General features: G+C 39.4%; 26 protein-coding genes. 14 read left to right on the forward strand and 12 right to left on the reverse strand.

Annotation, left to right across the window (positions count from 1 at the left end):
* Positions 1-239: 239 nt before the first annotated feature.
* On the reverse strand, positions 240-791 hold the full coding sequence (locus FTV43_RS12500; protein ID WP_004973862.1) for a lytic transglycosylase domain-containing protein: 552 nt from the start codon (positions 789-791) through the stop codon (positions 240-242).
* Positions 792-1,116: 325 nt separating this feature from the next.
* Between FTV43_RS12500 and FTV43_RS12505 the strand changes: the two genes are divergently transcribed.
* The 7 genes from FTV43_RS12505 to FTV43_RS12535 all read left to right on the forward strand — a co-directional run bounded on the left by FTV43_RS12505 (position 1,117) and on the right by FTV43_RS12535 (position 6,582).
* The gene (locus tag FTV43_RS12505) at positions 1,117-2,709 is read left to right on the forward strand and encodes a Na/Pi cotransporter family protein (protein ID WP_179995604.1); all 1,593 of its coding nucleotides are present in this window, start codon (positions 1,117-1,119) and stop codon (positions 2,707-2,709) included.
* Between the two features lie 117 nt (positions 2,710-2,826).
* On the forward strand, positions 2,827-3,294 hold the full coding sequence (ybaK, locus tag FTV43_RS12510; protein ID WP_004973860.1) for a Cys-tRNA(Pro) deacylase: 468 nt from the start codon (positions 2,827-2,829) through the stop codon (positions 3,292-3,294).
* Between the two features lie 239 nt (positions 3,295-3,533).
* Positions 3,534-3,707: a hypothetical protein gene (locus tag FTV43_RS12515; RefSeq protein ID WP_004973856.1), complete on the forward strand. Its 174-nt coding sequence runs from the start codon at positions 3,534-3,536 to the stop codon at positions 3,705-3,707.
* Between the two features lie 248 nt (positions 3,708-3,955).
* Positions 3,956-4,372, forward strand: a complete 417-nt coding sequence (locus tag FTV43_RS12520) for a YeeE/YedE family protein (RefSeq protein WP_167845995.1) — start codon at positions 3,956-3,958, stop codon at positions 4,370-4,372.
* Positions 4,373-4,789: a DUF6691 family protein gene (locus tag FTV43_RS12525; protein WP_167845996.1), complete on the forward strand. Its 417-nt coding sequence runs from the start codon at positions 4,373-4,375 to the stop codon at positions 4,787-4,789.
* 1 nt (position 4,790) lies between these two features.
* On the forward strand, positions 4,791-5,657 hold the full coding sequence (locus FTV43_RS12530) for an MBL fold metallo-hydrolase (protein WP_179995605.1): 867 nt from the start codon (positions 4,791-4,793) through the stop codon (positions 5,655-5,657).
* 163 nt (positions 5,658-5,820) lie between these two features.
* Positions 5,821-6,582 (forward strand): alpha/beta fold hydrolase, encoded by a 762-nt coding sequence (locus FTV43_RS12535; protein WP_096902339.1) that lies wholly within the window; start codon positions 5,821-5,823, stop codon positions 6,580-6,582.
* A 206-nt stretch (positions 6,583-6,788) separates the two neighbouring features.
* On the opposite strand, the gene accC is transcribed toward FTV43_RS12535, so the two are convergent.
* The 5 genes from accC to FTV43_RS12560 form a co-directional block, all read right to left on the reverse strand.
* Positions 6,789-8,156, reverse strand: coding sequence for an acetyl-CoA carboxylase biotin carboxylase subunit (gene accC / locus FTV43_RS12540; protein WP_179995606.1), 1,368 nt, complete (start codon positions 8,154-8,156; stop codon positions 6,789-6,791).
* A gap of 17 nt (positions 8,157-8,173) precedes the next feature.
* A complete protein-coding gene (accB, locus tag FTV43_RS12545) occupies positions 8,174-8,596 on the reverse strand; it encodes an acetyl-CoA carboxylase biotin carboxyl carrier protein (protein ID WP_004973838.1) in 423 nt (140 codons plus the stop codon).
* A 16-nt stretch (positions 8,597-8,612) separates the two neighbouring features.
* Positions 8,613-9,068 (reverse strand): type II 3-dehydroquinate dehydratase, encoded by a 456-nt coding sequence (gene aroQ / locus FTV43_RS12550; RefSeq protein ID WP_096902340.1) that lies wholly within the window; start codon positions 9,066-9,068, stop codon positions 8,613-8,615.
* Positions 9,069-10,035: 967 nt separating this feature from the next.
* Positions 10,036-11,442 (reverse strand): ATP-binding protein, encoded by a 1,407-nt coding sequence (locus FTV43_RS12555; RefSeq protein ID WP_179995607.1) that lies wholly within the window; start codon positions 11,440-11,442, stop codon positions 10,036-10,038.
* A complete protein-coding gene (locus FTV43_RS12560) occupies positions 11,439-12,107 on the reverse strand; it encodes a response regulator transcription factor (RefSeq protein ID WP_104851944.1) in 669 nt (222 codons plus the stop codon). Before FTV43_RS12560 ends, FTV43_RS12555 begins: the two co-directional genes overlap by 4 nt.
* Before the next feature lie 170 nt (positions 12,108-12,277).
* Here FTV43_RS12560 and dsbD point away from each other — a divergent pair, with 170 nt between their 5' ends.
* From dsbD to dsbG, 3 genes are read left to right on the forward strand one after another with little or no spacing between them, the layout of a single operon-like run.
* The gene (gene dsbD / locus FTV43_RS12565) at positions 12,278-14,341 is read left to right on the forward strand and encodes a protein-disulfide reductase DsbD (RefSeq protein ID WP_179995608.1); all 2,064 of its coding nucleotides are present in this window, start codon (positions 12,278-12,280) and stop codon (positions 14,339-14,341) included.
* Positions 14,338-15,168, forward strand: coding sequence for a TlpA disulfide reductase family protein (locus tag FTV43_RS12570; RefSeq protein WP_104851946.1), 831 nt, complete (start codon positions 14,338-14,340; stop codon positions 15,166-15,168). Before dsbD ends, FTV43_RS12570 begins: the two co-directional genes overlap by 4 nt.
* A gap of 60 nt (positions 15,169-15,228) precedes the next feature.
* Positions 15,229-15,987, forward strand: coding sequence for a thiol:disulfide interchange protein DsbG (gene dsbG, locus FTV43_RS12575; RefSeq protein WP_004973828.1), 759 nt, complete (start codon positions 15,229-15,231; stop codon positions 15,985-15,987).
* Positions 15,988-16,096: 109 nt separating this feature from the next.
* Here the strand turns inward: dsbG and FTV43_RS12580 are convergent, their stop codons facing one another.
* Both FTV43_RS12580 and FTV43_RS12585 read right to left on the reverse strand, forming a co-directional pair.
* On the reverse strand, positions 16,097-16,726 hold the full coding sequence (locus FTV43_RS12580; protein ID WP_154320754.1) for a class I SAM-dependent methyltransferase: 630 nt from the start codon (positions 16,724-16,726) through the stop codon (positions 16,097-16,099).
* Between the two features lie 30 nt (positions 16,727-16,756).
* Complete coding sequence (locus FTV43_RS12585; protein ID WP_004973824.1) at positions 16,757-17,104, reverse strand: carboxymuconolactone decarboxylase family protein; 348 nt, start codon at positions 17,102-17,104, stop codon at positions 16,757-16,759.
* 293 nt (positions 17,105-17,397) lie between these two features.
* Between FTV43_RS12585 and FTV43_RS12590 the strand changes: the two genes are divergently transcribed.
* Complete coding sequence (locus tag FTV43_RS12590) at positions 17,398-19,605, forward strand: OsmC domain/YcaO domain-containing protein (protein ID WP_179995609.1); 2,208 nt, start codon at positions 17,398-17,400, stop codon at positions 19,603-19,605.
* 180 nt (positions 19,606-19,785) lie between these two features.
* On the opposite strand, the gene FTV43_RS12595 is transcribed toward FTV43_RS12590, so the two are convergent.
* From FTV43_RS12595 to FTV43_RS12610, 4 genes are all read right to left on the reverse strand, one after another.
* On the reverse strand, positions 19,786-20,100 hold the full coding sequence (locus tag FTV43_RS12595; RefSeq protein WP_004973819.1) for a DNA-binding transcriptional regulator: 315 nt from the start codon (positions 20,098-20,100) through the stop codon (positions 19,786-19,788).
* Positions 20,097-20,405: a transcriptional regulator gene (locus tag FTV43_RS12600; protein WP_179995610.1), complete on the reverse strand. Its 309-nt coding sequence runs from the start codon at positions 20,403-20,405 to the stop codon at positions 20,097-20,099. Before FTV43_RS12600 ends, FTV43_RS12595 begins: the two co-directional genes overlap by 4 nt.
* Positions 20,406-20,516: 111 nt before the next feature.
* Positions 20,517-21,812 carry a Y-family DNA polymerase gene (locus FTV43_RS12605; protein WP_179995611.1) on the reverse strand — a complete coding sequence of 432 codons (1,296 nt, stop codon included), beginning with the start codon at positions 21,810-21,812 and terminating at the stop codon, positions 20,517-20,519.
* A gap of 39 nt (positions 21,813-21,851) precedes the next feature.
* Positions 21,852-22,466, reverse strand: coding sequence for a LexA family transcriptional regulator (locus tag FTV43_RS12610; RefSeq protein ID WP_179995612.1), 615 nt, complete (start codon positions 22,464-22,466; stop codon positions 21,852-21,854).
* Between the two features lie 198 nt (positions 22,467-22,664).
* On the opposite strand from FTV43_RS12610, the gene FTV43_RS12615 reads away from it, so the two are divergent.
* The 3 genes from FTV43_RS12615 to FTV43_RS12625 all read left to right on the forward strand — a co-directional run bounded on the left by FTV43_RS12615 (position 22,665) and on the right by FTV43_RS12625 (position 24,411).
* Complete coding sequence (locus tag FTV43_RS12615; RefSeq protein ID WP_179995613.1) at positions 22,665-22,802, forward strand: hypothetical protein; 138 nt, start codon at positions 22,665-22,667, stop codon at positions 22,800-22,802.
* A gap of 92 nt (positions 22,803-22,894) precedes the next feature.
* Positions 22,895-24,082 (forward strand): phosphotransferase enzyme family protein, encoded by a 1,188-nt coding sequence (locus tag FTV43_RS12620; RefSeq protein WP_179995614.1) that lies wholly within the window; start codon positions 22,895-22,897, stop codon positions 24,080-24,082.
* 164 nt (positions 24,083-24,246) lie between these two features.
* Entirely contained in the window at positions 24,247-24,411 is a 165-nt protein-coding gene (locus FTV43_RS12625) for a hypothetical protein (RefSeq protein WP_179995615.1), read from the forward strand.
* Positions 24,412-24,613 lie beyond the last annotated feature (202 nt).

Raw genomic sequence — 24,613 nt, forward strand, 5'->3', positions numbered from 1 at the left:
CCCTTCCCGAACTCAGAAGTGAAACCTCTTCGCGCTGATGGTAGTGTGGGGTTACCCATGTGAGAGTAAGTCATCGCCAGCTCATTATTCAAACACCCTCAACTAGCGTTGGGGGTGTTTTTTTATGAGGGAAAGAAAATATTAAGAAGAAAAGTAGAAAAAGAAAGGAAAATAAAACCATCTGAGGATGGCTTTAATTCAACGGGTATTGGCTACTTTATTAAGCTAGTAAGTCAAAATTAAAGTGCATCTTTTAAGTTTTTTTGGTGCTGTTTGACTTGTTTCGCGTAGCGTTTACCTTGCTTTTTCATTTTTCGATTACTATTGTAGCCAGTAGGTCCCACATTGTAATAGGCCAAAGCTTTAGGCCATTTACCCGACTGATTTTTATAATGATTTAAAATAAATGTACCACAGTTGATATTGGTATGTTCATGGAATAAATCGCCAGGACAAGTCTGCTGCCAATAACGTGGAATAATTTGTGTGAACCCAACTGCACCTGAAGGTGAAACAGCATAGGCACGATAATTCGATTCTTGTCTAATAACTGCAGCGACAAGCAGAGGATCAACATTATGTTGTTCTGCACTTTGTACAATGATTGGTGCTACACGATTTGCTGTATCAGGATGCACAGCATAAGCCTTTTGGATCCCTGTAGAAAGTTTAGCTGAGCGTTTTGCAAGAGAGCCACCTCCTAGTGGAGAGCAGGCTGCTAACGTTAAAACAGTACAACCAATACTGAATATTTTTATAGATGGATATTTTCTAAATGCATTAAAAATCATATTAAAACTATATCTGTCATTTTGGCGTATGTGAGTATATATACTGATTTTGAGGTGAGCGATTGGTTCAGTCAAGTGAACTGAAGATTTGAATTGTATCGTGTCAGCATAATACAGAGGTTTCGTTTTGTTTTATCGAATGATTGGATAAACCAATGGAGTCTGATCTATCCTTAGGTTTTAATAATATGTCAAATTGATGACAAGTTTTTTATTTAATATAAACTATTGGAATAGAACAAATAAACTGCAATTTTAAGATAAAAGTACGTACAATATCGGCTTTTTAGCACTTTGAAAATTGCTTATTGCACAGGGAGTAAGTGTGTTAGAAGTCTTTGTACAATTATGTGGTGGTATTGGCCTATTTTTGATTGGTATGACCATGATGACGGACAGCTTAAAAGATATGGCAGGGGAAACCTTGCGTATTTGGTTGTCTAAGTTCACAGGTTCACCCATTAAAGCTGTGCTTTCAGGCATCGGTTTAACTTTAATTGTACAGTCTTCTACGGCAACAACTTTAGCCACGATTGGTTTTGTTAGTGCGGGGATTCTTACTTTTGCTCAGGCAATTGGTGTCATTATTGGTGCGAATATTGGCACAACCAGTACGGGTTGGATGGTGGCATTTTTAGGTGTTAAATTTTCCATCACCAGTTTTGCATTACCTTTGCTGGGTTTGGGTGCAATGCTCAAATTATTTAGTCAGGGGCGAGTTGCATTATTTGGAATGACATTGGCAGGTTTTAGTCTGATTTTCCTTGGCATTGATATGTTGCAAGTTGCCATGTCAGGTTTTGCTGAACGTGTCGATTTATCAGTATTTTCAAGTAGATCTTTGATTGCGCAACTCAGTTTGGTTTTGGTCGGTATTATCATGACCATTCTGTTGCAATCTTCAAGTGCTGCAATTACCGCGACCTTAGCAGCATTGGCCAGTGGTGCGATTGATTTGCAACAGGCTTTAGGTTTGGTGATTGGACAGAATATTGGTACGGTGGCGACAGCCATTATTGCTGCAATTGGTTCAACTGCAAATGCCAAACGTACTGTAGCGGTTCATGTGATTTTTAACATCATTTCAGCCATTTTTGCTTTTATTATTTTAAAACCGTTATTTCTTGAGCTAACACAAAATCAACGTCTTATGGCAACATGGGACAATGTGGTGATTGTTGCTGCATTTCATACAGCATTCAGTATTTCTGGTACTTTGATTATTTTGCCTTTTATCCGTCAGTTCGAAAAACTGATTATGAAAATTATCCCCGATCAAACTCAATCGGTTTTATGTTATCTCGATCAAGCGAGTTTATCTGTGCCCGCCTTGGCTATTCATGCTGCATCAAAGGTGATTTACCATAGTTTGTATGACGTTTTGGTGATGCTAAAACTGGCTATCCAAGAGGGAAGATTACCTTCAAAAGTACGTTTATTACAGCTAGATGAAGTACTCATTCAAGTCCAACGCTATTTGGAAGAAATGTCGATTTCAGAAAATGAAGCCGATCAACAGCGTTTAATGGCGATGCTTCGTTTGATGGTGTATTTACGTGTTTTACGAAGTGATTTGGAAAATATTACTTTAGCAAAAGAAATACGCACCCAACCTGCAATTTATCAAGTTGGCTTAGATTTTGTACAAATTCTTGATGAACATCTAAAAGAAATGGATGATTTTGATGTGCATAAACATGTACTAAGTCTAAATACCGAATTATCTAATTTGAAAAAATGGACAGAAGATCAACGTGCCGAAAACCGTGAAAAAATGCTGCAATATATTGCCGTGAATCAGCTCAATGCTGCGACAGGTTTAGAGTTGTTGGCGGCACAACGTTGGTTGGATCGCGTGATTGCGCATGCACAGCGCTTAGCTAACGTGTTGGTTGAAAATTCACGTAAACCAAGTTAATGATTTTAGGCTATTTTTTCGATAGTTACTTTTATATTTAAAAATGGCCTAAGCGAATTCACTTTTAATCTCAATCAAGCGTATAATTTGAGCATCGTTTTTTACAGTTTTTTTTCAATGACTCCAGCAGCTAAACTTTTAAAAGCCAAGAAAATTCAATTTTCTATGCATGAATATGAACATGATCATAATGCTAAAAGTTTTGGTTTAGAAGCTGCGGAGAAGTTAGGCTTAGATGTCACAGAAGTATTTAAAACTTTATTGGTCAGTGATGATAAGCATTATTTTGTGGCGATTTTACCTGTCCATTACCAATTAAATCTTAAAAAAGTTGCGGCTGCTTTTCAGTGTAAAAAAGTACACATGGCTGATCCTAAAGATGCTGAGCGTTTGACAGGTTATTTGGTTGGGGGCATTAGTCCAATTGGGCAGAAGAAACAACTGAAAACAGTGATTGATGCATCCGCTCAACAGCTTGCAACTATGTATGTGAGTGGAGGGAAGCGGGGATTAGATATTGGTTTAACACCAAGCGATTTGGCAAAAGTTTTAAATGCTAATTTTGTAGATATTGTAGATGCATGATATGTTGAACTTTATATTGTTTTGAGTCCAAAGCACACAGATGCTTGTTCTTGTATGAATGTAGCAACTATTCCTATTCGTTTCATCTCAGTGATTCTTGTTCTAAGCGACCATTTAATAACAAAAAAAGTTATCTTTAAGCAATAAATAGGGTAATTAAAAACTCGTATTGATGATTTTTTAACAAACTAAATTTTATGTTATATTAGTGAAAGTTAAGAAATTCTGAGAGGTGCAGTATGGGTAAGCGTCTTAAAGACTACACAATCGAAGATCGAAAAGCTCGTCCAATGTGTCCAGCTAAACCTATTGACTTTGGTGATGATGAGACTACCAATCGCATTATGTTAGATGCTGCTAAACGTGTAATTCGTCGGCATAAAAAAGAACTTATTGCGCTTGCTCACAAATGAGTCTAATGCCCTCAACTTTTGTCGTTGCTGTCTATTTTGATATATCTTTATTACGTTATGAGGCAGTCATTTAGAATGACTAAATTTTCTGCCTTATGACTTAATATCAGCCAAAAACTTGCGAAATCTCTCTCACATCGCAAACATAGACGAATAGTCAGATGAAGTTTACAAAACTTACAAGAGAATAGTTGAATAATAATTACAATAATATATTATAAAAACATATATTGTTTTGGGTGTTCAAAATGCATGATTATCTGCTGGCATTAATCGGTGGTGGATTACTTGGTCTTGCAGTCGTGGGCTATTTATATGTTCATGGTCGTATTGCAGGCATTAGTGGTTTACTGGCTCAAGTGTTAAATCCGCAAACGCTGTTCAAAACGCCTGCATTGTGGTTTGTGTTAGGTATTTTCATTGTGCCTTTTTTCTATGGCATCGTGGCTCAACCTAAAGTTGAATTGAATGCAAGCCCTTTGATGATGATTGTGGCGGGATTATTGGTTGGTTTTGGTACTCGTTTGGGTTCGGGTTGTACCAGTGGTCATGGTATTTGTGGCATGAGTCGTTTATCTAAGCGTTCCATTGCAGCAACAGGTACCTTTATGTTAGCTGGCTTTATTACCGTTTATGTTATCCGCCATATCACAGGAGCATTCTAAATGAAAAATTTCTTAGCCTTTGTTTTTGGTGGTATTTTTTCAGTTGGATTGATTCTTTCTGGTATGTCGAATCCTGAAAAAGTTTTAAACTTCCTCGATCTTTTCGGTACATGGGATGCAAGTCTGGCATTTGTTATGATGGGGGCAATTGCAGTTGCCTTTATTCCATTCCAAAGAATTATGCGTCAAGCTGAACCAAAAACCATTTTAAATGAACCAATTGATTTGCCTAAACAAACTCAAATTGACTCTAAACTGATCACAGGTAGTTTTATCTTTGGTATCGGTTGGGGCGTTGCAGGAATTTGTCCTGCGCCAAGTTTAACCTTGATTGGTTTAGGTTATTATCAAGCAATCTATTTTATTGTTGCGATGTTGGTGGGGATTCTCATTCATCGTAAGATTGCAGGAGCATAAGATGCACGTAGATATTCAGCATTTTTTTGATGAAAATACCAATACATTCAGTTATGTGGTGAGTGATCCTGCAACACGTCAATGTGCCATCATTGACAGCGTGTTGGATTATGACCCTGCATCTGCGACTACTTCAACAATTCATGCTGATGAAATCATTGCTTACATCCATAAAAATGAATTAACGGTTGAATGGATTTTAGAAACGCATGTGCATGCCGACCACCTGACAGCTTCTCAATATTTAAAAGAGCAGCTGGGTGGTAAAATTGCCATGAGCCATAAAATTTCGATTGTGCAAGAAACATTTAGTGCCATCTATAACTTGGATATCAAGTATTTCAATTCACACCAATCATTTGATTATCTGTTTGACGATCATGAAACTTTTATGATTGGTGAATTACAAGCCTATAACATCCCTACACCGGGGCATACGCCTGCTTGTTTAAGCTATGTGATCGGTGATGCTGTATTTGTAGGTGATACTTTGTTTATGCCTGATTATGGTACGGCACGTTGTGATTTCCCGAAAGGCAGTGCAGGGCAGTTGTACGATTCTGTGCAAACACTATATGCATTGCCTGAAGAAACACGTGTGTTCTTATGCCATGATTATCTACCAGAATCACGTGAAAAATATGAACACGAAACGCTGCTCAAAACTCAAAAAGAGCAGAATATTCATATTCATACAGGGGTAAGCAAAGCTGAGTTTATTGAAATGCGAACCCAACGTGACGCCACTTTAACGATGCCTAAATTGATTCTGCCATCCATTCAAATCAATATGGATGCAGGCAAGTTTCCACAACCTGAGGCCAATGGTATTCGTTATTTGAAGTTGCCTTTGAATTACTTTAAATAAAATTTTAAGAAAAGTTCATCTTGTATGTTATTGCTTAGGCTCACACAAATAGCCTAAGCAATATTATAAGTTTCACCGTAAAAAGCACATATAAAATTTGATTTATAAACTCAAAACTCATTAAATAGATCAATCATTTGAATTCAAGTTTAGAGTCTATTTTATGTTGTTAAATTATCAAATCACGCAAAATCAGCCTGAATCTACATTGCCACCTTTGGTTTTTATTCATGGTTTATTTGGTAGTTTGAGTAATTTAGGCATGCTCGCACGTGCATTTCAAGAACAGCGCACCGTAATTCAATTAGATGTGCGCAATCATGGTAAGTCTGCGCATTGTGATGACATGAATTATGCAGCAATGGCACAAGATGTTTTAGAAACGTTGAACAGCTTGAATATCGAACAGTTTTCTGTGGTTGGGCATTCAATGGGCGGTAAAGTTGCAATGACTTTAGCTCCTCTGGCTGCTGGGCGTTTACAGCAATTGGTTTTATTGGATATTTGTCCTTTTGCTTATCCTGAAAATCGTCACGATCAAATTTTTACAGCCTTGTTTGCTGTGCAAGATGCACAAGTTGAAAGTCGCCAAGCGGCAATGGAAATTATGCGTGAGCATCTTCAAGAAGAAATGGTTGTGCAATTTTTGATGAAGTCATTTAGCAAAGGGCAATGGTTATTTAACTTAAATGCGCTACATGAACATTATGCCGAAATTTTGTCATGGCAGACGGTGCATAGTGATGTCAATACTTTGTTTATTCGTGGCGGTAATTCACCTTATATTGAGTTACCTGAGCATTATGCCGCTATTCAAGCACAGTTTCCTCACGCAAAAGTTGAAACAGTCGCTCATGCAGGGCATTGGTTGCATGCCGAAAAAACAGCAGAGGTATTGGCATTCATGACTGAGTTTTTAGATTAATCTTGTCTAGTATTTTGCATCATTCGATGATCTAAAATGATCTCAGTTTTTAAGTCAATTTTAAACCAATACTTCATTTGGAGTATTGTTTTTTTCTTCACACTGATCTGCATAGATGAACGGTTTAGCTTTTATTCTCAACAATAAAAAAGAGCTGATGTTGAATCATCAGCTCTTCATTTTAAACTTAAGCAACCTTAAATTGCTTATGCTTTTTCTTCTTCATTGCCTGCAAGTTGCTTTAGCAAATGCTTTTCAAGATAGTGAATATCCATTGCTTGTTTGCAGAAGTTTTTATCTTGCAGAATCAAGTCTTTGTGCAAAGGAATGTTGGTTTTAATTCCTGTTAAGATAGTTTCATCCAAAGCTTGACGCATACGCGCAATACTGGTTTCACGATCTTTACCATGCACAATCAGTTTAGCAATCATTGAGTCGTAATACGGCGGAATGCTATAACCTTCGTAGATGTGTGAATCTACACGAACACCTGCGCCACCTGGAGCATAGAAGTGTTCAATTTTACCTGGTGAAGGTAAGAAGGTAGTTGGGTCTTCAGCGTTAATACGACATTCGATTGCGTGACCACGAATTTCAACCTGATCTTGCTCAATGTCTAAACCTAGACCTGCAGCAATACGCAATTGTTGTTCAATGATGTCGATGCCTGTCACCATTTCAGTTACAGGGTGCTCAACTTGAACACGGGTATTCATTTCAATGAAGAAGTATTCGTCATCTTCAAATAAGAATTCGAAAGTACCTGCACCACGGTATTGCATTAATTTACATGCATTAACACACGCTTCTAAAATATCGGCACGTGCTTGTTCTGGTAAGTTAGGTGCTGGCGCTTCTTCAAGTACTTTTTGGTGACGGCGTTGTAAAGAACAGTCGCGGTCATAAAGGTGAATTGCGTGACCATTACCATCAGCCAATACTTGTACTTCTACGTGGCGTGGTTTTTGTAAGAAACGTTCCATATAGACCGTATCATCACCAAACCACATTTCTGCATCACGTTGAGCCGCTTGAACTGATTCAAGCAGGGTATCTACACGTTCTACAATACGCATACCACGACCACCACCACCAGCAGCCGCTTTTACAATGAGCGGGAAACCAATTTCTTTGGCTTCAGCTAAAGCATTGTGTGGTGTAACGGCGTGTGCTGAACCCGGTACAGTTGGTACGCCAGCTTTACGCATTGCAGTAATTGCAGAAACTTTGTTACCCATTAAGCGAATATGCTCAGGGCGTGGACCAATGAAAATGAAACCTGAACTTTCTACAATTTCAGCAAATTCGGCATTTTCGGCAAGGAAACCATAACCAGGGTGAATGGCATCTGCACCTGTAATTTCTGCTGCAGTAATAATTGCAGGAATATTCAGGTAACTTTCACTGCTCGCACCTGGACCAATACACACGGCTTCATCACAAAAGCGTAAGTGCATCAGGTCTTTATCGGCATCTGAATAGATACCCACGGTTTTGATCCCTAAAGTTTTGCAAGCTCGGGTGATGCGCAGGGCAATCTCACCACGGTTTGCAATTAAAACTTTTTGCAACATTGTGAATCCCCGAGGTCTTAAGCGCGGTAGCGGAAGAGTGGTTGACCAAATTGAATCACTTCGCCATTTTTAACTAGAATTTCTTCAATCACGCCACTTTGAGTTGCTTCAATTGGGTTCATGATTTTCATTGCTTCAATAATACCAAGCGTTTCACCAGCAGAAACAGTTTGACCCACTTTAATAAATGGTGCTTCACCTGGGCTTGGTGCTGCATAGAACACGCCAACCATTGGAGAAGTTTCAACTGCACCACGTGGTGAAGATTTAGGTGCAGATGGTACTTCTGCAGAAGGTGCAGGCATTGCAGGAACTGCTGCCGCTACTACTGGACTGCGACGAGTTAATGCAATCGACTGATCGCCTTCTTTAACTTCAATCGCTTGTAAGTCAGATTCAATCATCAAGTCGATGAGTTTCTTGATTTTACGAATATCCATGGACAGTATTCCTAGTTTAAGATTGTGTAGTAGGTTGAATTTTTTCAAGAACAAAGTCGAGTGCTGCGGCATAGCCTTTTGCGCCTAAACCGCAAATCACACCAATGGCTTTGTCTGATAAATATGAATGATGTCTAAACGCCTCACGTGCATGCACATTCGACAAATGGACTTCAAGAAATGGAATAGCGACCCCTAACAAGGCATCACGTACCGCAACAGAGGTATGCGTTAATGCAGCAGGGTTAATAATGATATATTGTGTGCCATCTAACGCGGCTTGATGAATTCGGTCTACAATTGCGCCTTCCCAATTACTTTGGAAAGTATCTATAGAAATTGATGCTTTTTGCGCTTGTGAAATGAGCTGTTGATTTATATCCTCAAGAGTGAGGTAACCATAAACTTCGGGTTCACGCTTTCCTAGCAAATTTAGATTCGGTCCATGAATAACCAAAATGGTCGAACTCATTCCGCTTACTCCAATAAATAATTGCAATAATACTTTGCAAGATGTCTGCAAAGTTTGCTAATTATGGCATAAAATTCCACATTTTTTTTGTAATTTGTTTAATTTGACGTAGAAAGCGTGTGCCAAAATGAGGCTCTATAATGAAAACTTTGCAGGGAATTCGCAATGTTAAAAAATTACATTTTTAGTTTTTTTTGCTGATTTTTATATTCTAAAACAACTGACCAAATCTATTCATTTGTTTTCTGTAACGACTGATCAAGCGAGTGACTTGAACTGGTTTGATTCGGAATGTCAAAGCCAGAAAACAACCAACATCAATATCGCATTTCTTTATAGCATGATATTTCGTTGCTGTTTATAAAAAATGGCGATTCCATTTTTTCAGTTCATTCAAAGTAGATGACCACACAAACTGCAGTGGATCATCTAATACGTTTTGTGATCATCGTTCAAGTGGTTATGGATTCGATAGAAAGATCATTTCGATAATAAGATATTTTAAAAATTCAACTTTATTTAAATAAAACATGAGCTTAAATGGAATGCTTTGATTGATATATTTATCTATATTTTAGTCTGGAATAGATGCTCCTACGCTGCGTATTATATTTTGAGTGGGGTGCTGTTGGTTTTATGTACACTTTAATTAAGTTGTAGATTGATCACAAGACCAAGAACATGCACGATCTGCACGGATATCTACCTCATTTAAAAATATGACGTGGTATCGAACAAAAAAACGGTGATGAAAGTTTCAGCAATTTTTTTCTAGCCAATGTTCTTCTACTCAATAGCCCGCAGCATCTACATCATAGATAAAACTTTAGAACGCATTGACCTTTTATTTCAAAAATCACCTTAAAAATGGCGTTATCGTAAAGTAGAGCAATATGTTCGGTATTGGCAAAAGTTAAGTGATCTTGTTCTGAATCTTGCTTTATTTGCTGTTAAAGCTCAGAAAAGCTTAATCCGTCTGTTGTTTCTCTGTTGCAGAAGGTGCTGCATCAAAACTGACAATCACTTTTAAACCTTGCGGTTGGTTAGCCTGAAATTGAAGTAGGTAGCCATATTGCTCTAATAATACTTTGACTAGAGTTAGACCTAAGCCATAGCCTTGTTTATGCGCAGATTTACGCCAAAAACGCTGAGTCAGAATGGTAAAATCATCTTCATTCAGGCTTTTGCCTTGGTCTGCAATGATCAATTGCAGGTCTTGCATATAAATTTGAATGTTTGGCGCATCCTCTGCATGCAAATAAGCATTTTGAATCAAGTTTTTCAGTACCATGTGCAACGCAGGCGCTGGAATATTAATGTGTTGTGCTACCAAACTCGCCCAATCAATCTGTAATTTCGCTGATAGATTGGGATATTCCACAGTCAGTTCCGACAAGACTGTTTCTAATACGCTACGCATATCTGCATGGCTATGTGCCGCTTGAATACCCGCTTCAGTTTGACTGAGCAATAACAGTTGTTCCAAAAGTTGTTGATAACGTTGGATGCTGCGTTCTGCGTGTTTTAAATTGTCGATGACTTTGGCTGTATCTTGGGCAGATGCGGTTTGATTCAACATCAATTGGCTCAGTTGCACATGCGTTTTAATAGCCGTTAACGGCGTGCGCAGTTCATGCGCAGCAAATGCACTAAAGTTTTTTTCGTGTTCCAGACTTTTATGTAGGCGTTCAATCAGCATCAATAAGTTATCGACAAAAGGCTGAATTTCTTTAGGAATTTTTTGTGATCTCAGTTCAATTAAATAACGAGAAGCTTCATCTAAAGATTGTTTTTTCTGAATTAAGTGGCGGGTGATGTGATCGAGCGGTAAAAACTCCAGACGGATAATCCACAAAATTAGCAAAATACAAATAATCAAAGTAAGCAGTAAAGGAATCAGTACCGACTGTAAAATTTGTTTAAGTAGGTTTTGCCGTAACTGAATTTTTTCAGCCACCACCACCTGAACTTCACCTTCACGCAGTACATAACTACGCCATTGCAGTCCATTTTCTGTCCATGTGCTGAAACCGACTTGTTGGTTTTTTAAATTTTTCGGTGCGCCTTGAGTGCGTGCAATCACATGCTGTGGTAATGAAACATCGGCACGGAAAATAGAGACTTCACAAGCAATTAAACTATGTAGCAAGCCATTTTCTGATTCGGCATGCAAACTTTCTGTGAGTTGTTCTAGGGGCAGTTGCTGAATCAGGCGGGCGACCATACGGGCTGAGGTAGAAAGTCGTTCATCCAGCGTATTTTGTAAGCGTTGTTCCAAGTCATGGTAGAGCCATGCAAAGACAATCACCCACAGCAAAATAAATGCACAGCTGATGGTCGATACCAAACGCCATTTCAGACTGTAGTTTTTCATGTCAGCAGCTCAGGTTTAAAGATGTAGCCGACACCACGCACCGTTTGAATAAAATCGGGGTGGATTTTATGCCGTAAATGGTAGATATGCACATTTAAGGCATTGCTTTCGATACTGTCTTGAAAGCCATACACTTTATCTATCAGTTCTTCATTTTTTAAGATTTGGTTCGGATGCCGTAAAAAGGTTTCCAATAGGCTATATTCACGGCGTGAAAGCTGAATGTTTTGTGAATGCCAACTGACTTCTTGTGTATCGAGGTTCATGTGTAACTGACCACTTTGCAGTTGGTTCGATGAATAACCACGATGACGGCGGCTTAATGCATATACACGGGCAATCAGTTCATTTAATTCAAAAGGTTTAGTTAGGTAGTCATCTGCTCCTAAGTTGAGCGCCTGTACGCAGTCTTGAGTATGATTCCGCGCGGTTAATACCAATACTGGAATATGAATGGCATCTTTACGCCAGTTTTCGAGTAACTGTAAACCATCTTGGTCAGGCAGACCTAAATCGAGCAGGCACAGATCTACCGCACTATGACGTATGAAGTAATCGGCATCGCGCGCGTTATTCACGTGTTCGACTGAAATACTTAAAAATTCGAGTGCTGCCACAATACTTTGGGCAATATAAGGATCATCTTCCACCAAAACGACGAACATATTTGCTCCTATACCACAGTCAGCCCAATATATGACACATCTCGATCACGCCACAAATTTAGATTAGGCACCTACAATGCTCAAGTTTACAAAGAAAAATCTTTATTAATGTTCTCTTAATCTACACTTACCGATAATACAGTCAGTTTTTTAATTTTTAGTATAAATACATGATTTTTATTCGCGTCATTGCTTATTTTGTGTTGAGTCTGTGTGCGGTGTGGGTCAATGCTGCCAATGAATTTTTAGCGTCCGATCAAGCTTTTAAGTTTCAGGCGACGTCATTGTCTGAACAAACGGTTGAACTGAAATGGGATGTCGTACCGCATTACTATTTATATCACGATCAATTCAAAGTCAGTCAGGCTCAAAAGCCGCTTGCTTTTAAATTGCCTGCAGGGCAGGAAAAAGATGATCCGACTTTCGGGCTGACACGTGTGCATTATGGGCAAGTGACAACACAGATTCAGGTGAAGCCTAATCAGCAATATCAAATTACTTGGCAAGGCTGCGCTGAAGATGGTTTGTGTTATCCCGTACAGCGTAAAACGATTCAAACCGATGCCGATGGTTTATTGCCACAGCATAATTTAAGTGCGGGCAAAGGTAATTTACTTCAGCAACTCAATCAGAATAATCAGGCTGCTTTAAACACTAACTTAAATGATGCAGATAAGCATCAAGCCAATGGTTCTAGTACACAAAAACAAGTTACGACAACTGCAAATACTGTAACGACAAAAGAACTCAAACTTGAACAGCAAACGCTAGAAAACAAAGCACAGCTTGCTGAAAATGCGGTTGCTGTAACACAAGCTGATCCTAAACTTACCCCTGAACCAGTAGAAAACGTTGATTTAGCAAATTCCTTAGAGATTGAAAATACAGATACGGCGTTGACAGACAATACATTCGCTGCATCAGCCAATTCAAGCAATACGGAAACAGCCAGTAGTACGAGTCTGAATCAGCAATGGAACAATGATCAATTTTTCCTGAATTTATTGTCTGGGCAAGGGTTGTTACTGAATGCGTTTATCTTTTTAGGTTTTGGGGTATTACTGGCTTTTTTACCGTGTTCATTGCCGCTGATTCCAATTCTTTCTGGCATTTTGGTGCAGCGCAATACAGGCTATAAAGCGGCAGCAATTGCGATCACCTTTATCGTCAGTATGGCGCTAGTCTATGGCTTGATGGGCGTTGTTGCGTCACACATTGGTTATAGCGTACAGCGTTGGTTCCAAAATCCCGTAGTGATTGCAGTTTTTGCTATGTTGTTTGTGCTCTTTGCTTTAAACCTGTTTGGACTGTATCAGTTGTCATTACCACAAGCAGTGTTACAGCGTTTAGATCGTATTCAGCAATATCAAAAAGGCGGTACTTTATTGGGTGCGGGCGTTATGGGGGTGATTTCTGCACTGATTGTCGGGCCATGTATGAGTGCGCCTTTAGCGGGAGCATTGCTATACGTCTCACATTTGGATCAAGCAGCATTGGGTGGTTTATATTTGTTCCTGCTCGGTTTAGGTATGGGAATTCCTTTACTTATTGCCAGCGTGTTTGGCGCGAAATATTTGCCAAAGCCAGGTTTGTGGATGGAACGGCTAAAATTTAGCTTTGGTTTTATCATGTTGGCAATGGCTTTGTATTTTGCTCGTCCGCTATTTTCTGTGACTTGGTACTATGTTGCTTTTGCTGTGGTGTTATTTGCCTTCGCTGCATATTTAATTGCAATTTTGCGCCACGTGTTACATCGTCCACAGCGTTTTTCGTTATTGGCTTTGGCGGCAGTAATCGCCAGTAGTGGAATTTGGCATGTCAATCAGAGTATTGCCAGTGTCAATGCGCAGGTACAAGCAGACCAATTACAGCCATGGATCAAAGTACGCACAGAACAAGAGTTGAATGCAGCTTTGGCCGCACATGCTCATCAAAAGATTGTGATTGATGTCTATGCCGATTGGTGTGTGGCGTGTCAGCCGATTGAGCGTGATGTGATTCCTCGTACCGATGTGCAAGATGCTTTAAAGCATGTGGTGCGGATTAAACTCGACTTAACCGAACAGCATCCTTCACAAGATGCCTTATTGAAAAAATGGCAGATTTTAGGGCCGCCAACGTTGTTATTTTTGGCAGATCCACAACGGGAACAACGTGAATTGCGTCTAACAGGTGCTTATAACGCAGCGCAATTGATTCAAAATATTCATCAACTGCAAGAGGCTGCGCCATGATTCAATCCGCAGTCTTGCAGTTAGGCATGTTGATGATTCCATGGCCATTGGTGTTTTTATTGCTAGGACTGATTGTCGTCTTTGCAATGGGTAAATTTTTTCAGCGTCGTTATACATGGAATGCACAGACTTGGACAGGTTATCAGGATGCATTATGGAATGCGCTGTGGATTGGTGCTTTAGTTGGGCGGGCAGTTTTTGTGTTGCAGCATTATGAGCTGTACTTTGCCAACCCGATTGATATTTTAAAAATTCAGGACAAAGGCTTTCATCTGATTGCCGCAGTTATGGCAGGTGTGGCGTGGTTTGTCTGGAAAAATCGCGCTATTCAACGTGTTGTTCTGGCATGGGCAGTTGCGCTCTTTATTACAGTACAAGTTGTAGGTTGGAGTCTTATCCAACCTTTGCAGACGCAGCATGCCTATCCCAATCTAGTATTGCACAACCTAGCGCAACAACCTCAAGATTTAGCTCAATTTTCAGGGCAGCCCACGGTGATTAATCTCTGGGCGACTTGGTGTCCAGTTTGTCATCGTGAAATGCCTGTTATGCAACAAGCACAGCAAGATTTCCCTGAGGTCAATTTTGTATTTGCCAATCAAGGCGAATTTGCAGCAGAGATTCAAGCCTATTTACAGAAACATCGATTTCAGTTTGAACACGTGTTATTAGACCCTGCAGCTCGTTTAGGACAACACTTCAATATGTTCGGTTTGCCAAGTACTTTGTTTTTTAATGCACAAGGAGAATTGGTCGATCATCACATGGGTGAATTGACCAAGCCGATGCTGCAGCATTATCTGAAAAAAATACAAGCGAATCCATAAACGCGCTCTTAACGATTTGAAAGAAAACCCGCCGTGAAGCCAAAATTAAGGACAATCAATATGACATCAAACATCAAAAATAACATGCTGAAACTGGCGATAGGTATGAGTCTTGCCAGTAGTGTGAGTATGCTGCAAGCACAGGACAACCTCAAACAGCACATTGAAAAAGAAGGTTTTAAGTTTGTGCAACAAATTCAAGCACCTGCACAAATGACAGGTTGGGCAGGGCATATTGAACAAAGTCCTGCGACAGTGTTTATTTCCAATGATCAGAAATACTATATTGTAGGCACTTTGTTTGATGCACAAGGCAATAATTTAACCGTCGATGCTTTAGACCGTTATGTGAAAAAGTCGGTACTTGAAGATGTGTGGCAAAGTCTGGAACACGCTACTTGGATTCAGGATGGGCAAACCAGTGCTGAAAAAATTGTCTACGTGTTTTCAGACCCGAATTGTCCGTATTGCCATACCTTTTGGAAGCAGGCACGTCCGTGGGTAGAATCTGGCAAAGTTCAGTTAAGACATATTATTGTGGCGGTGATCCGACCTGAAAGCAAAGGGCAGGCCGCGACTTTATTAATGGCGAAAAACCCACAGCAGACCTTTAATGCGTTCCATCGTCAATACGGACAAAAAAAGCTGATCGAGCAAAAAACTGTGCCTGTACATGTAGAAAAAACCTTAGAACAGAATCAGGCACTGATGGATAAATACGAGTTCTTTGCCACACCTGTTGTGCTTTGGAAAAATAAACAGGGCGAATTACAGTCGGTACAAGGAATGCCAAAATCTATGAAAGATGTGTTTGAGTGATTTTAAAAATTTCCGAGCAAATATCTAACTGAATATTCAAATCTAAAGCGCAAAAAAGCTTGCTCTAATTGCATTGGAGCAAGCTTTTTGATGTAAAAGATTCAGTCTTTTATTTCTGAATACGAATCGCAAATTGAATGACGTGGGATTTGCCCTGATGCAGTTTGCCTTCTGAGCGTTCTACATCGCCCACAAAGAAATGAATCAGATGATCGTGTTTAAAATGGCTTAAAAACTCGATAGGATCGTACAGCATTTCTACTGCACGTGGGCCGCCCGTTTTATATTCTAGCTGACGAGTAGAATACAGCTCACCAACAAATAAACCGCCGTTGACCAAAGTTTCGCGCACGCCATTTAACACTTTTTGCTGTGTTTCAGGGTTAAAGTGACCAAATACGCAAATCACGTTGTCATATTGATTGGCTTGCCAATCCACCTGACTTAAATCTTGCTTTCGTGTATTTAGGCTTAAACCACGTTGCTGTGCATAGCCTTGAGCCTTATCTAAAGCAACTTGCGAGTAGTCCCATAAATCTGCTTCAAATGCTTGCTCATTGGCTTGTGCCACAGCTGCCAAATATAACAAGTTACGACCTTCACCTTCGGCCAAGCCCAAAGTTTTGCCGTGAATAGACAGTTTTTGCGTAATGTCCTGAATGAACGCATTGGCTTGTTCACCATAAATATGGTCATGTTGGCTGTAGCGTTCATCCCATTCATTATGGATATTTAACATAGTTTCGACTCGGTAAATAATTTGATGCTGTTATTCGGCTGTAGATGGAGAAAACTCTTTAAATGCTGCCACGGCGTTTGCGGCATACATGAGTGATGGGCCACCGCCCATATAAACAGCAATACCTAAAATTTCATTCAATTCTTCAAAAGTCATGCCCATTTTGACCAAAGTTCTGACGTGAAAACCGATACAACCATCACAGCGTTGTGCCACACCAATTGCAAGCGCAATAAACTCTTTGGTTTTGGCATCAATTACGCCATCTTTCATCGCAACTTGTGACAGGGCATTAAAACTTTTAAGTAAATCGGGAGATTGTTCTTTAATGGATTTGATATTAGACGAAATTTCAGCAGTGAGTTCGGTATATTTCATGTTGTTTCACCATCAAGCAGATTAGAACCTAAAGACAATATAGCATATATTTAAATATATTATGTTTATATATATTAATTAGCAGCTTTGCTTAAATTCAGTAAATCTGTATTTATAGCATTATCAATTCACCTAAATCACTTTATAATGTTGTCGCATATTCTGGAGTCGCTGTTATACCGTTGCGATGACTTCAAACCTCATTTTTAAGTCTTATTCTCCCTCTTGATTCGGCTTATAAATCAATATTTTAGAATTTTGTGTCTGAGTAGGCACATACAATAGGTGCCTGCATGGAAATTAGAGTCAATTATTTAGACAACTTGCGTCTTGAAGCTAAATTTGACGATTTTACCGTCATTGCCGATCAGCCCATCCGTTATAAAGGCGATGGTTCTGCGCCAGGCCCATTTGACTATTTCCTTGCGTCATCTGCATTGTGTGCTGCGTATTTCGTGAAGGTTTATTGCCAATCACGAGATATTCCAACCGATAATATCCGTTTATCTCAAAACAATATTGTCGATCCTGAAAACCGCTATAAGCAGATTTTTAAAATTCAGGTGGAATTGCCTGCAGATATTTCTGAAAAAGACCGTCAGGGGATTTTACGTTCTATTGACCGTTGTACCGTAAAGAAAGTCGTGCAAACAGGCCCTGAGTTTGTGATTGAGCAAGTTGAAAGTATTGATGCCGATGCACAAGCTTTGCTGATGCCGAACTTGACTTCATCTCAAGCGACTTTTATTGCTGGTAAAGATTTACCGCTTGAAGAAACTATTGCCAATATGTCGGGTATTTTGGCAGGTTTGGGCATGAAAATTGAGATTGCCTCATGGCGTAATATCGTACCCAATGTCTGGTCATTACATATTCGTGATGCGCAATCGCCAATGTGTTTTACCAATGGTAAAGGCGCAACCAAAGAAAGTGCATTAGCATCTGCTTTGGGTGAATTCATTGAACGTTTGAACTGTAACTTCTTCTATAACGATCAGTTCTGGGGTGAAGAGATTGCCAATGCCGAATTTGTGCATTATCCAAATGAAAAATGGTTTAAGCCTGGCCCAAATGGTGAATTGCCTAAAGAAATTTTAGATGAATATTGCTTAGAAATTTATGATCCTGAAGATGAGTTGCTGGGCACACATTTATATGACACCAACTCAGGCAATACTGAACGTGGTATTTGTTCATTGCCATTTGTGCGTCAATCCGATGGTGAAACGGTATATTTCCCATCAAATTTAATTGAAAACTTATATTTAAGTAACGGGATGAGTGCAGGTAACACGCTTGCAGAAGCTCAAGTGCAGTGTTTATCTGAAATTTTTGAACGTGCAGTGAAGCGTGAAATTATTCAGGAAGAAATGAGCCTGCCTGATGTACCGCAAGAAGTTTTGGCAAAATATCCAAGTATTGTGGCAGGTATTCAGGCTTTAGAAGAACAAGGTTTCCCAGTATTGGTGAAAGATGCGTCTTTAGGCGGTCAATTCCCTGTCATGTGTGTGACCTTAATGAACCCGCGTACAGGCGGTGTTTTTGCTTCGTTTGGTGCACATCCAAACTTTAAAGTCGCTTTAGAGCGCAGCTTAACTGAACTATTGCAAGGGCGTAGTTTTGAAGGTTTAAATGATTTACCACAGCCGACCTTTAGCACGAATGCGGTAACTGAGCCGAATAACTATGTTGAACACTTTATTGATTCTAGTGGTGTAGTGTCTTGGCGTTTCTTTAGCGCGCAGGCAGACCACGAATTTGTAGAGTGGGATTTCACCAACAATGGTCAATACAGCAACGTAGAAGAAGCTGAGGCTTTATTTGCGATTTTAGAAGAAATGGGCAAAGAATCCTATATGGCGATTTATGAACATTTAGGTGCAACTGCTTGCCGAATTTTAGTCCCTGATTATTCAGAAGTGTATTTGGTAGAAGACCTGATTTGGGATAATACCAATAAAGCTTTGCTGTACCGTGAAGACATTTTAAATCTGCACCGTTTGGATGATGAGCAACTTGAAGCTTTAGTTGAGCGTTTGGAAGAATGTGAGCTAGATGACTATACCGAAATCAAAACCTTAATTGGCATTGAATTTGATGACAATACCGTTTGGGGGCAGCTCACCATCCTCGAATTAAAATTGTTGATTTATTTGGCATTAGAACAGTTTGAAGAAGCTAAAGATTTAGTCGAAGCATTCTTACAATACAACACCAATACCGTAGAACGTGGCTTGTTCTATCAATGTATGAATGTCGTGCTTGAAGTTATTTTAGATGATGAAATGGATATTGCCGATTATGCCGTCAATTTCCGCCGTATGTTTGGCAATGAACGTATGGATGCAGTCATGGGTTCTGTTGAAGGCACAGTACGTTTCTATGGTCTAACCGAAACCAATATGCAGCTTGAAGGTTTAGATCGTCATTTACGTTTAATCGACAGCTACAAAAAACTGCATAAAGCACGTGCCAAGTTTGTTGGGCTGAATAAAGACTAATCTTGCAGAAGTAGAACGCTGTTCTGATTTGAATCACCGTCCAAGAAAAAGACTCGGCTTTAAAAGTCCGAGTCAGGTATTATGGCAACAACATGGTGTTGCATTTCAAATGCTATCTAAGATTTGCTGTTGCTATAGGAAAGGCAAAATAATAACCCTCGTTGTTGAGGGCTATTTCATTTAAGCGAGATGGTCACGAACAAATTGAGGATCTAAAATAAACAATTTAATCAGTGATTGAGCTGCTCCTGAAGGTCTTCTAACACCTTGCTCCCAAGATTCCAATGTACGTTTAGAGATACCTAAAATTTTAGCAAATTGATCTTGAGTGAGTTCAGACTTTCTTCGTGCTAAAGCAACATCTGTTTCATTGATCACAGTTTTTCTTGCTGCGTTATTAGCAAGCATTTGTTTAACGCCTTCTAATAATTCAACATTTAAGTCTCGTTTTGCTTCTCGAGCTTCCAATTCTTTGTCACTTAATAAACGACTCATTTCAGTAACTCCGCTAATTGTCTAAGTGTCTTTTTCTCAAGTTGGGTAATTGTGTTTTTACTATATAAGGTCAATAACCAAATTTCGCCATTTGCTAAACGGTTGTAATAAATTACACGAACACCACCTTGTTTACCTTTACTCTTTCCACCCCATCGAATTTTACGAACGCCGCCAGTATCAGGTTCTACATCTCCTGCTGTAGGGTTCTCGGCAATGAAAATTTTAAAGTCATTGTATTGTTCTTCAGTCCAATAGTAGGGATATTCATTGGTAAAAAAAGTAGTCTCACAGATGGTATACATCAAACACCTTTATACTACTTTGTAGTGTTTAATTGTATACTACTTTGTAGTACTTTTAAGCATTAAATTAGGTCTCATATTGTGAGCTTTTTTAGCCCAATCAAATAACTGCTAATCACCAAGCGCCAATAAACCTTCCCAGCTAAAATAATTCGGGCTTAAATGGCTGCGCTGCATCGCCCAAGTTCGATCTTGCAATTTACATGCACCAATGGCGAGTTTTTGCATACCAAATTTATTTTTCACGGTATCCAACACTTGCTGTAATTGTTCCTGTTTTTCAATGGCGTCAGTATCTGTAAGCAGGTCGTGAATATAGCTTTGTTTGGGTTCAAGTCCCGTTAAAATCACACCACATTTTTTAAAGGCAATTCCTTCCTGAAATAGCGTTGTCACATGCTTCATCATGGCTTTGTTCATGAGCAAAGCAGAATCTGTTGGCTCATTGAAAGCAATAGTGACCGATTGATTGTAAAAAACTTGGCGCGGATCAAAACGGTTAGATTGCGCAAAAATAATCATACAGGAACATAAACTTTTTTCTTTTCTAAGGCGTTGCACCGCAGATTGTAAATAATCGCTCAGTGCTTCCGAAAGTGCATGAATGTCGGTGACTCGTTGTCCAAAAGAACGTGAGCTGATGATTTGATGTTTACTGGCTGTGGTTTGTTCTAGTTCAATACACGGCGTACCTGTTAGCTCCAATATGGTTTTTTTCATTAAAATTGAAAATTTACGTTGCATTTGCTCAGGATCACTAATTGCTAAATCAAATACAGAATGAATCTTTAAAGCATGCAGTTTTTTGGCAAGTTTTCGACCCACACCCCAGACTTCAGCAACATCAATGTGTTGAAATAAGGCTTCTTTGCTACATAAGTCCATATGGAGTAAATTACACACGCCGTTGAAATAGCGGTTTCGCTTGGCAAGATGATTGGCCAGTTTGGCTTCAGTTTTACTTTGACCAATACCGACACAAACAGGGAGAGCCAGCCATTTCCACAAGGTTGTTTTAATTTCCTGTGCGAGTGCGTTTAAATCGCGCTGAGAATATGAACTCAACTCAATAAAAGTTTCATCAATCGAATAAATTTCGACATCTTTGGCACTGACAAATTCTTGAATAATGTTATTAAAACGTCTGGACATTTCTGCATAAAGTGCATAATTACTTGAAAAGACAGCAACATCATGTTGTTGAATCAATTCTTGAACTTGGTAAAAGGGCACAGCCATTTTAATGCCAAGTTGTTTGGCTTCTTCGGAACGTGATACCACGCAACCATCGTTATTGGAGAGCACCACCACAGGACGATTATTCAAATGTGGTTGAAACAGCCGCTCACAGCTCACATAACAATTATTGATGTCAATTAGCGCAAAAATTTGCTTTAAAGGTTTCATGTTATTCTGCTTATTTGGCTTTTATTAGGGTGTGCTGGTTTAAGCCATCAAGTTTTTTAAGTTCCACGTCACCACCGCAAAGACTTCAAACGTTTGCCCATCTTTCAGGTAAATGCTGTCATAGTCGGGGCTTTCTGCTTTGAGCCAAGCTTCAGGCAAAGTGGCAGGGTCGTAGTCTTCACCAAAATGTTCAGCCAATTCACTTTTGGACATTTTGGCTGTAATCATCAGGCGTTTAATAGTCAGGTCTTTTTGGTCGATTAATGCAACCACAATGCTGCGGTGTTTGGCTTCTTTGCTACGATCTACCAATACAATATCGCCGTATTCAAGCCCTGCATTCACCATAGAGGTAGTGCGTACCACATTTAAAAAGGTCGCATTTTCATTGGAAATGAGATAGTCATTCAAATCAATATTTTTATCAATATAGTCTTGAGCAGGTGAAGGAAAACCTGCAGGAATGGATTCGACAGCAACTGGAAGCGGTAAAACGGTACGTTTGCAAACAGGCTGAAACTCATATTCATTCAGCAGTTCTATTTGCTCTAGAATGGCATTCAAGGTTGGGCTAGGCTTACCATCCATACCCATGATTTTTTGTAATGACGCCCAAGCAGCATCAGAGAAGTAAATAGGTAACTTCTTAGACATGAGATTACTCCTACGCAACGAGGCGTGTTTGAAGTGAAATTTGATGTGTTGATAGCATAGCTGAAAATGTGATTAAGATTCAATCTACCTGTATGGTTGATTGCTAGATATAGATAACACTCTACGATTGCATAGCTATACAAACACAAGCCTTTTCGTTAGGATTTTTCTATCGCAGCAGCATATTTAGAGATTGGCGTGCATATTGTTGAGGACATTTATTTAACGAATGAAGAAGTTGAATCTTTGCTGTTGGGATTAATCAATTCAGAACTTGAACCTGAGTTTTTAATGCAGGATTTCATGAAACATCAGGTCTGGTCTACCGTTAATTAAATAGCTATGCATCCATCTAAACATGATTGTTTGAGATGGATGACAGGGATTATACGACTACACAATGCTGATTAGGTTAAGGAATATTAAAAATGGCCACAATCACACCTAATTTAGGTCATGGCATGGGCAGTGACTGGGAAAATAAAGATTGGCTTCATATTACAGTTCCAGAATTACACCGCCTGCAATCGTATTATCCATGTTTGCAAGGGAGTGTTCAGATTCTGTGGTGCAGTCCGCGCCCATTTTCTTCAGCAGTGCTGATTGAAGTCGTGCAGGCTTTAGCCAGTACAGGTCAAACAAATCTTCACCCCTATTTTATTAAGCGTAGCCATCATTCATTTCGTCGTGCCCAAGATATTTTACAAGAGCATGCTGTTTTACAACATTTAGCCAGTAAAAATATTCCTGTTGCGACATTAATTACCTCTAATTGCGGACAAACCGCTTTAGAACTGGGTGATTGGACTTATGAGGTTTATGAAAAAGCAGCTGGCTTTGATTTATATATCGATCAGCAATCGTGGACGCCTTTTTTCTATACAGAACATGCCGCTAAAGTGGGGAGTTTGCTTGCGAAACTGCATATCGCCGTGCAGGATTTTCCTGAGTTACACGGCAGATCGGCTCGTTATTTGGTCTCGAATCAGCAGCTTTTAGAAAGTGAAAGTATTGTAACGGCTATTCAGCAACGTATTGATAATAGCCCTGAATTGAGTCGTTATTTTGCCGATAAAAACTTAGATGCTGTTTTTTTAGAGCGCATATTCCAGACGCATCGTAAAATTAAGCATGTATTGCAGCAGGCGACTAAAATTTGGACACATAATGATTTGCATGCTTCCAATTTGTTTTGGTCTACGCAAAGTGCCGATGCCAATATTACAGCGGTGATTGATTTTGGCTTATCGGATCGAAATTCAGCGCTGTACGACCTTGCGATAACGATTGAGCGTAACTTTATAGATTGGCTGGCTTTAGAACATACGTCACAAATTAATGTTGATGAAGCGGGTTTAAGCGCGTTTTTACAAGCGTATTGTGCAGAAATACACCCACAACAAGACTTTAGTATTTTGCCAGAACTGCTAAAAATTGTGCATTTGGATTTCGCATTTTCAGAACTGGAATATTTTGTCGGGATTACCCAAAACCTGAAACATGCCGATGCTGCTTATTATGATTGGATTGTTGGACATGTAAATTGGTTTTTTACAGAGCAAGGACAGCAATTTACCCAGACTTTTACTCGCTTCCTTCAACGCGAATTGTCATAATCTGCACAGCTAAATGCCTATCACTACTTTTTAATGCAAGATTTTATATGTACAATTGTAAATTCAAACAGAATATATTCACTGCGCCTTTAAAAATCTTCATTCTGTCATCGCTGTGTTGGGTACCTTGGGTTGATGCAGAAAATGGCATTCAATAACTTGATATGATTGTCATCACAGCCAATGAAACCACGCCGTATTTTAGTTTTACAGTAAAGACTGAGGGTTTGGGTACAGATTGTTTACAAAAAGCGCCTGCCTCTATTTCTGTTATTACTGCAGATGCGATTGTCGATCAATTTAATTTATGGTTTGAATGTACAACATAGCTCTGCTGCTGGAACAGGAGTACATTTAGAAATATTTCAACTGCCAATCATCACTATAACTGCTGAAAAGCAGGATGAACGTCATTCTTCATCTCAAGCGATTACACAGTTCAAGCACAATTGACTAGGTCTTAATTGAGAAGTGTCCGTTTTAATTGGGGGCTATTACACAACATCAATTCACTGACAACCTACGTGTTAA

Origin of the sequence: Acinetobacter sp. YH16053, assembly GCF_013417035.1 — a bacterium.
Lineage (GTDB): Bacteria > Pseudomonadota > Gammaproteobacteria > Pseudomonadales > Moraxellaceae > Acinetobacter > Acinetobacter towneri.